7 protein-coding genes are annotated in these 6,795 nt (G+C 53.7%); 4 read left to right on the top strand and 3 right to left on the bottom strand.

The genetic code is table 11. From position 1 onward, the window contains the following. The first annotated feature begins 215 nt into the window (after positions 1-215). Positions 216-485 carry a DUF2564 family protein gene (locus ACVBDQ_RS17330; protein WP_011230852.1) on the top strand — a complete coding sequence of 90 codons (270 nt, stop codon included), beginning with the start codon at positions 216-218 and terminating at the stop codon, positions 483-485. Positions 486-1,191: 706 nt separating this feature from the next. Here the strand turns inward: ACVBDQ_RS17330 and ACVBDQ_RS17325 are convergent. Together ACVBDQ_RS17325 and ACVBDQ_RS17320 are read right to left on the bottom strand one after the other, a co-directional pair. Beyond that, positions 1,192-1,407, bottom strand: a complete 216-nt coding sequence (locus tag ACVBDQ_RS17325) for a zinc-finger domain-containing protein (protein ID WP_011230850.1) — start codon at positions 1,405-1,407, stop codon at positions 1,192-1,194. 6 nt (positions 1,408-1,413) lie between these two features. Then, positions 1,414-2,079 carry a ribonuclease H family protein gene (locus ACVBDQ_RS17320; RefSeq protein WP_011230849.1) on the bottom strand — a complete coding sequence of 222 codons (666 nt, stop codon included), beginning with the start codon at positions 2,077-2,079 and terminating at the stop codon, positions 1,414-1,416. 232 nt (positions 2,080-2,311) lie between these two features. On the opposite strand from ACVBDQ_RS17320, the gene ACVBDQ_RS17315 reads away from it, so the two are divergent. Both ACVBDQ_RS17315 and sspL read left to right on the top strand, forming a co-directional pair. Continuing rightward, positions 2,312-3,238: a DMT family transporter gene (locus tag ACVBDQ_RS17315; protein WP_011230848.1), complete on the top strand. Its 927-nt coding sequence runs from the start codon at positions 2,312-2,314 to the stop codon at positions 3,236-3,238. A gap of 102 nt (positions 3,239-3,340) precedes the next feature. Further along, entirely contained in the window at positions 3,341-3,478 is a 138-nt protein-coding gene (sspL, locus tag ACVBDQ_RS17310) for a small, acid-soluble spore protein L (protein ID WP_011230846.1), read from the top strand. A 37-nt stretch (positions 3,479-3,515) separates the two neighbouring features. Here sspL and acnA read toward each other — a convergent pair whose 3' ends face one another. After that, positions 3,516-6,236 (bottom strand): aconitate hydratase AcnA, encoded by a 2,721-nt coding sequence (gene acnA, locus ACVBDQ_RS17305; RefSeq protein WP_014195516.1) that lies wholly within the window; start codon positions 6,234-6,236, stop codon positions 3,516-3,518. Positions 6,237-6,484: 248 nt separating this feature from the next. Between acnA and sspO the strand changes: the two genes are divergently transcribed. Beyond that, positions 6,485-6,634: a small acid-soluble spore protein O gene (gene sspO / locus ACVBDQ_RS17300; protein WP_008879509.1), complete on the top strand. Its 150-nt coding sequence runs from the start codon at positions 6,485-6,487 to the stop codon at positions 6,632-6,634. Positions 6,635-6,795: the final 161 nt, after the last annotated feature.

The following is a 6,795-nucleotide window of genomic DNA, read 5'->3' as shown; positions in this document are numbered from 1 at the left end:
TTGCCGCCCGCTTCCTTCAGATTCTGCGTCGCCGCAGACACCCTTGCGTTAAGCTAACTGCTACTTCTGCCTTCGCAGTTCGGGACTTTCACCCTATAGACTGCACCCATGCCGGGCGCACACGAGAGGCACCCTGCTTAAGCAGGGTGCCTTTTTCATTGCGATTTGCATAGATTCAACCAAGCGGCGAACAATAAAAAAAGGGAGGTGTTCATATGGCCAGACGCGATGCCGACGTACATACGGGATACAACGACTTAAAGCAAGTGGAAATGTTCGTCGAGACGGCGGAGAAAATGGTCGGCCAGGCGACGATGCAGCTCGATCCCGAGATGCTTCGCCATGCCGAACAAGCGGTGAAAAACGCCCGCGACCAACTTGCACGCGCCCGCCAAGAAGCAACGGGCGTCGACGGTGATTTTCTCGCCCGTTGCGAACAAACATTGGCCCGCGCCGAACACCAGCTTCGCGAGGCGCGGCAATAACAGCAAAACGATATATATAGATGCAACGAAATCGTTTAACATATCCTTGACGGAAAAGTGGCTCATCCATTTTTGACTGTCGAAGGCAAGCCTATGGCTTGCCTCCGTCACGCTTTAGCGTGACGGAAGACCGAACAACGACTCGCTTCCAGACCCATTCATGGGTCTGGAAGCGGTGTTGTTCGGTCACTCGACAGTCGGATGAAATGATCGGTAAAAACGAAAAATGTTAAAGCTTTAAATTGCATCTATATAGATGCAACCAAAACGTTTAACATATCTTTTCTTTGACAGAAAAGACACTTATCAATTTTTCGACTGTCGAGGGCAAGCCTTTGCTTGCCTCCGTCACGCCTTGGCGTGACGGACGATCGAACAACCACCCGCTTCTCAGACCCATACATGGGGCTGAAAGCGGTGTTTGTTCGGTCGTTCGACGGTCGATCCAATGCTCAGTAAAAATTGCATCTATTAAGGCGGAGGACAAACAGCGATTTCCTTTTGGAGTGAAAAGAAGAACTGCTTTTGAGGTTTCTCCATGTTAAAACGTATGTTCTGTCAATCACCGGCCTTCGCAGCGCATCCGCTTCCTCCGTTCAAACGCCAAAGCTTGCCTGGTCGCAGCCGGCACCGCCCCAGGCCCGCGAAAGCGCAGATTGGGGCTCCTATCGCCCGCACCAACCGCCTCTTGAAAAAAATTCCTTCATTACCGACGCGAACGCGGCGGCGCTGATAGAAGCATCTCCCCGTACTGCCGCATTTGTTCCCCGACCGTGCATTGCTGGATGCAAAACGATTGGGCGTACGTTTTGCCGTACTCTTTCCGGAACGTGCTTTTTAAAAAGCAGCCATCGCAGTACGTTTCCTCCAGCCAAGCGATTTGGTCCAATATTTCTTTGCGTCGGTTCCGCTTCTTTCCCATACGACCTTACCCTTTCCCTGTCAATTCCGTTCGGCTTGTGATGATCTGCCCTTCAAGCGCCTGGCGGGCGAGCGAATCCGCCTCTTTATTTTGTTTGCGCGAAATCGGCTCGTACGCCGGTTCGATGTGAAGCTCGCGCATTTTCGCTTCAATGCGGTCAAGCCAGATGTTGAAATCGTCCTCAAAACACGGCCAATCGCCGGACAGCTGCTTTAACACGACGTGGGAGTCGCCGCGGAACGTCACCGGCAAATGATGGACGCCAAGTTCCTCGAGCAGCTGCATGACAAACCAAAACGCCGCATACTCTGCCTCATTATTGGATTTGATTTCGCCGAGCCGGCGGTTGGCGCGCAACCGGTAGCGATGATCGTTTTGCTTATAGTATACGACCGCGCCGGCGCCGCCTTGGGACGTCTCATGGTCAAAGCCGCCGTCGAAATACACAACGATCTCATGCGGCTCGCCGGCGATCTCCTCAAGCAGCTTTTGCAGCTCTTTTTTTGACCACACCGTGCCGTTTCGATCGACGAACTCCACTGTTTTCGTCCGCCCGGTTTTTTCAAAATCATCCGCCAAAGCGAGCGCCTTTTTGGCATCGACCCAATCGGAGACAAGAAACGCCTCTTGTTTTTTCGGCGTGATATACGTCCAGTGGATTTGTACGTCCAACGCATTGTCACCCTTCCGCGTGGCGATGATCGGAGCTGGTTTTTATTTTACCACACTTGCGCCCTTGTTCATTACCTAATATTATGCGCAATTTCTTCTTGTATCAACCATTTTGCCGCAGGCGCCCATCTTTTTTCCAAAATATCTATCTTTTTCGGCCTACTTGTGGTACACTAGCGGCTAGCACCCAAAATGAGATGGGGCGCAAGCATATGAAGAGGGAGGATTCGAATTGAAGCGTCAAACCATAGCCGATCTGAGTCTGCTAATGGTGACGTTCGTCTGGGGGGCGACGTTCGTCGTCGTCCAAAATGCCATTTCGTTTTTGGAGCCGTTGTCGTTTAACGCCGTTCGCTTCAGTTTGGCCGGCTTGTTGCTTCTCGCTTGGATCGCTGCCGCTTCCCGCCCACTCTTCGGCCAGTTGTCATGGCGAGTCATCGGCGCTGGGGCGTGGATGGGGCTATGGCTGTTTTGCGGCTACGCATTCCAAACGATCGGACTGTTGTATACCACTTCCTCGAAAGCCGGCTTTATTACCGGACTGAGCGTTGTGCTCGTTCCATTGTTTTCCTTTTTGATTTTAAAGCAAAAACCGTCTGTGAATGCGGTCGTTGGAGCGGCACTTGCCGCGTTCGGCCTGTATTGGCTGACAGGGGGAGCGGAGCTGTCGTTCAATCAGGGCGATTTCTTTGTCTTTCTTTGTGCTGTTTCCTTTGCCATGCACATTATCGTCACCGGCCGCTATTCCTCTCAGTATTCGACGATGCTGTTGACAATGGTGCAAATTTTTACCGTCGGCATCCTCTGTTTCTTCTTTGCCTTTTGGTTTGAAGACGCCGCGCAAATGTGGAATATGGCGGTGCTCCGCCGTCCGGAAGTATGGGGGGCGCTCGCTGTGACATCGTTGTTGGCGACGACCGCGGCGTTTCTCATCCAAACGGCGGTGCAAAAATATACGACTCCCGCCCATGTCGCGCTGATTTTCGCCATGGAGCCGGTGTTCGCCGCTTTGACCGCCTACCTTTGGGCTGGAGAGCGGCTGTCGCCATCGGCCTGGCTTGGCGGCGCTGCGATTTTGGCCGGCATGATTTTCGCCGAACTGCCAAGCATGCGCCTCTGGGGCAGACGGTGGCGGGAAAAGCGGAACATCCCATCGTAGCCGCAACGATTGCTCTTAGCGAAAAACAGTGAAGCTTTCCTCCTTTGCTTATATTTTGACCAAGGGTGGCCATACTATCCGTAAAGAGCGGAGGTGAGAGCAATGACCAAAAACGGCGGCCGAAACCGCGGCACGAAGGCGCCGGGCGTCAACCCGCAAGGCTTTGGCCAAGACGGAACGTTCACCCCGGATCCAAAAAGCAAGCTTGAGAACGCAGCGAAAAAGCTCAACACAAAATAAAAGCAGGCTTCCCGATATGGGAGCCTGCTTTTTGTCGTTATTGTTTCACTTTCGCCAATTTTTCGCGCAACACCATTTGCAAAATGCCGCCGTGGCGATAGTAGTCGATTTCGACTTCGCTGTCAAAGCGGACGATGACCTCAAATTCTTTCTTCTCACCCGTATCCGGGTTCGTCGCCGTCACTTTGACGAGATCGCGCGGTTTGACGTTTTCATCGATGTGAATGTCGAACACTTCTTTACCCGTCAAGCCGAGCGTCTCCGCATTTTCGCCTTCTTTAAATTGCAGCGGCAGGACGCCCATCAAAACGAGGTTCGAGCGGTGGATGCGCTCAAAGCTTTCGGCGATGACCGTTTTAATGCCGAGCAAGAACGTCCCTTTCGCCGCCCAGTCGCGCGAGCTGCCCATGCCGTAGTCTTTGCCGGCGATGACGACAAGCCCAGTGCCGTCTTGTTTGTATCTCATGCACGCATCGTACATCGACATCACTTCGCCGGTCGGCCAGTACGTCGTATAGCCGCCTTCCGTGCCCGGCGCGATTTGGTTGCGGATGCGGATGTTGGCGAACGTGCCGCGCATCATCACTTCATGGTTGCCGCGCCGCGAACCGTACGAGTTGAAATCTTTCGGCTCGACGCCTTTCGAGATCAAATATTGGCCTGCCGGCGTGTTTTTGCCGATCGACCCAGCTGGCGAAATATGGTCAGTCGTGACCGAATCACCGAACTTGCCGACGACGCGCAAGCCGGTGAGAGGTTCAACTTTGCGCACTTCCGGCGACAAGCCTTCAAAGAACGGCGGATTTTGAATGTACGTCGAGTTTTCATCCCATTGGTACAGCGGCTCATCCGTTGTTTCGATGGCGTTCCAGCGCGGATTGCCGTCGAACACGCGCTCATATTCTTTGCGGAACAGTTCCGGATCGACCGCTTGCTTGACGACATTCTTCACTTCTTCCATCGACGGCCAAATGTCGCGGAAATAGACGTCGTTGCCGTCTTTGTCTTTGCCAATCGGCTCGTTAAGCAAGTCAATGTCGACCGTGCCGGCGAGCGCATAGGCGACAACAAGCGGCGGCGATGCCAAATAGTTGCCTTTGACAAGCGGGTGGATGCGGCCTTCAAAGTTCCGGTTGCCGGACAGGACGCTTGTCACGAGCAGATCGCTTTCCGCGAGCGCTTTTTCGAGCTCCGGCGCAAGCGGACCTGAGTTGCCGATGCATGTCGTGCAGCCGTAGCCGACAATGTTGAAACCGAGCTGTTCCAGATACGGAAGCAGCCCCGAGTCACGCAAGTAGCCGGTGACGACTTTCGAGCCCGGCGCGAGCGACGTTTTCACGTATTTCGGCACTTGCAAGCCTTTTTCGACCGCTTTTTTCGCCACTAAACCAGCGGCGACAAGCACGTACGGGTTCGACGTGTTCGTACAGCTTGTGATCGCCGCGATGACGACAGCGCCCGTTTTTAATTTCACTTGTTCGCCGTTCAGCTCGACCGTAATTTCCCGCTCCAAGTCCGCTTCCGTCAAGCCAAAGCCTTGGTTGCCTTGCGGCGCTTTCACCGCGTCGCGGAACGACTGTTTCATTTTCGAGAGCGGGATCAAGTCTTGCGGCCGTTTCGGGCCAGACAAGTTCGTTTCAATTTCCGACAAGTTGATTTCCACCACATCCGTAAACACCGGCTCCGGTGCATCCGGCGTGTAGAACAAACCGTTCGCTTTGCAATACGCTTCGACGACTTGAACGTGATGTTCGTCGCGGCCGGTCAAGCGCAAATAGTCAAGCGCTTCAGCGTCGACCGGGAAGAAGCCGCACGTTGCCCCGTATTCCGGCGCCATGTTGGCAATCGTCGCCCGGTCGGCAAGCGGCAAAGTCGCTACTCCTGGTCCGAAAAATTCAACGAATTTGCCGACGACGCCTTTTTTCCGGAGCACTTGCGTCACCTTAAGCGCCAAGTCCGTGGCCGTCGCTCCGTCCGGCAGCTTGCCTGTCAGGCGGACGCCGATGACTTCCGGCACCGGGAAGTACGACGGCTGGCCGAGCATGCCGGCTTCCGCTTCAATGCCGCCGACTCCCCAACCGAGGACGCCGAGGCCGTTGATCATCGTCGTATGCGAGTCCGTGCCGACAAGCGTATCCGGGAACGCTTCGTACTCGCCGTTCTCCCCTTCGACCGCGTGAACGACGCTTGCCAAATATTCCAAGTTCACTTGGTGGACGATCCCCGTTGCCGGCGGAACGGCACGATAGTTGTTAAACGCTTTTTGCGCCCATTTCAAAAACTTGTACCGTTCGGCGTTCCGTTTGAATTCCAAATCCATGTTGTACTCCAGCGCATCGTCTGACCCGTAGCGGTCGACTTGCACCGAGTGGTCGATGACGAGATCGACCGGAATTTCCGGGTTGATTTCGTACGGATCGCCTCCCAAATCGGCCATCGCTTTGCGCATCGAAGCCAGATCGACGACAACCGGCACGCCGGTGAAGTCTTGCAAAATGACGCGCGACGGCTTAAACGGCACGTCGATGTCTTTCATTTCCGGCGTTCCCCATTTCGCCAAGTTTTCGACGTGCTCTTTCGTGATGACGCGGCCGTCGACTTGGCGGAGCACCGATTCAAGCAATACTTTGATCGAGTACGGCAGGCGGCTCACCTGGCCGATGCCCGCTTCTTCAAGCGCTTGCAAACGGTAATAATTGTATTTTTTACCGTTGACTTCGAATGAAGAGCGGGTGTTGAACACATCTTGTTTCGCCATATGTATAACCCCCTTCACTTCATAATCCTTCACTTCATAATAATACTATACTATTTTTTCGCACAAAAGTCGAAAAAATAGCATGAATTCTCCCAATCCCCATAAAGTTCGGCACGACTTTATCTTATTATAGAACAGCACAAGTTGTAAATAATGATTTCCAATGTCTCGCCATATTACTTCCTTACCGCGGCAAAAGAGGAATAAGGCGCCCGTTTCGTCGCAAACTAGAAGCGGAGGTGAAACGAATGGCAAAGCGAAAAGCAAACCACGTGATCCCTGGCATGAACGCTGCAAAAGCGCAAGGGATGGGCGCCGGCTACAATGAAGAATTTTCCAACGAACCGTTGACCGAAGCGCAGCGGCAAAACAACAAAAAACGAAAAAAGAACCAATAGCGTGGCGGCCATTCCGCCATCCCGGACTGCCATAGCGTCAACTACCCCCACTTAGCTAACGCTTGAAGTGGGGGCTTGCAACTCCCCAGAAGTGCAAACGGACTTCGTCCTCCTTCCTTGACTTGGGGTTGCATCAGGGGGCAGGTTGACGACTACCCAAC

It is taken from the genome of Geobacillus sp. CCR, assembly GCF_052906625.1.
This window is presented reverse-complemented; position numbering and strand designations above follow the sequence as displayed.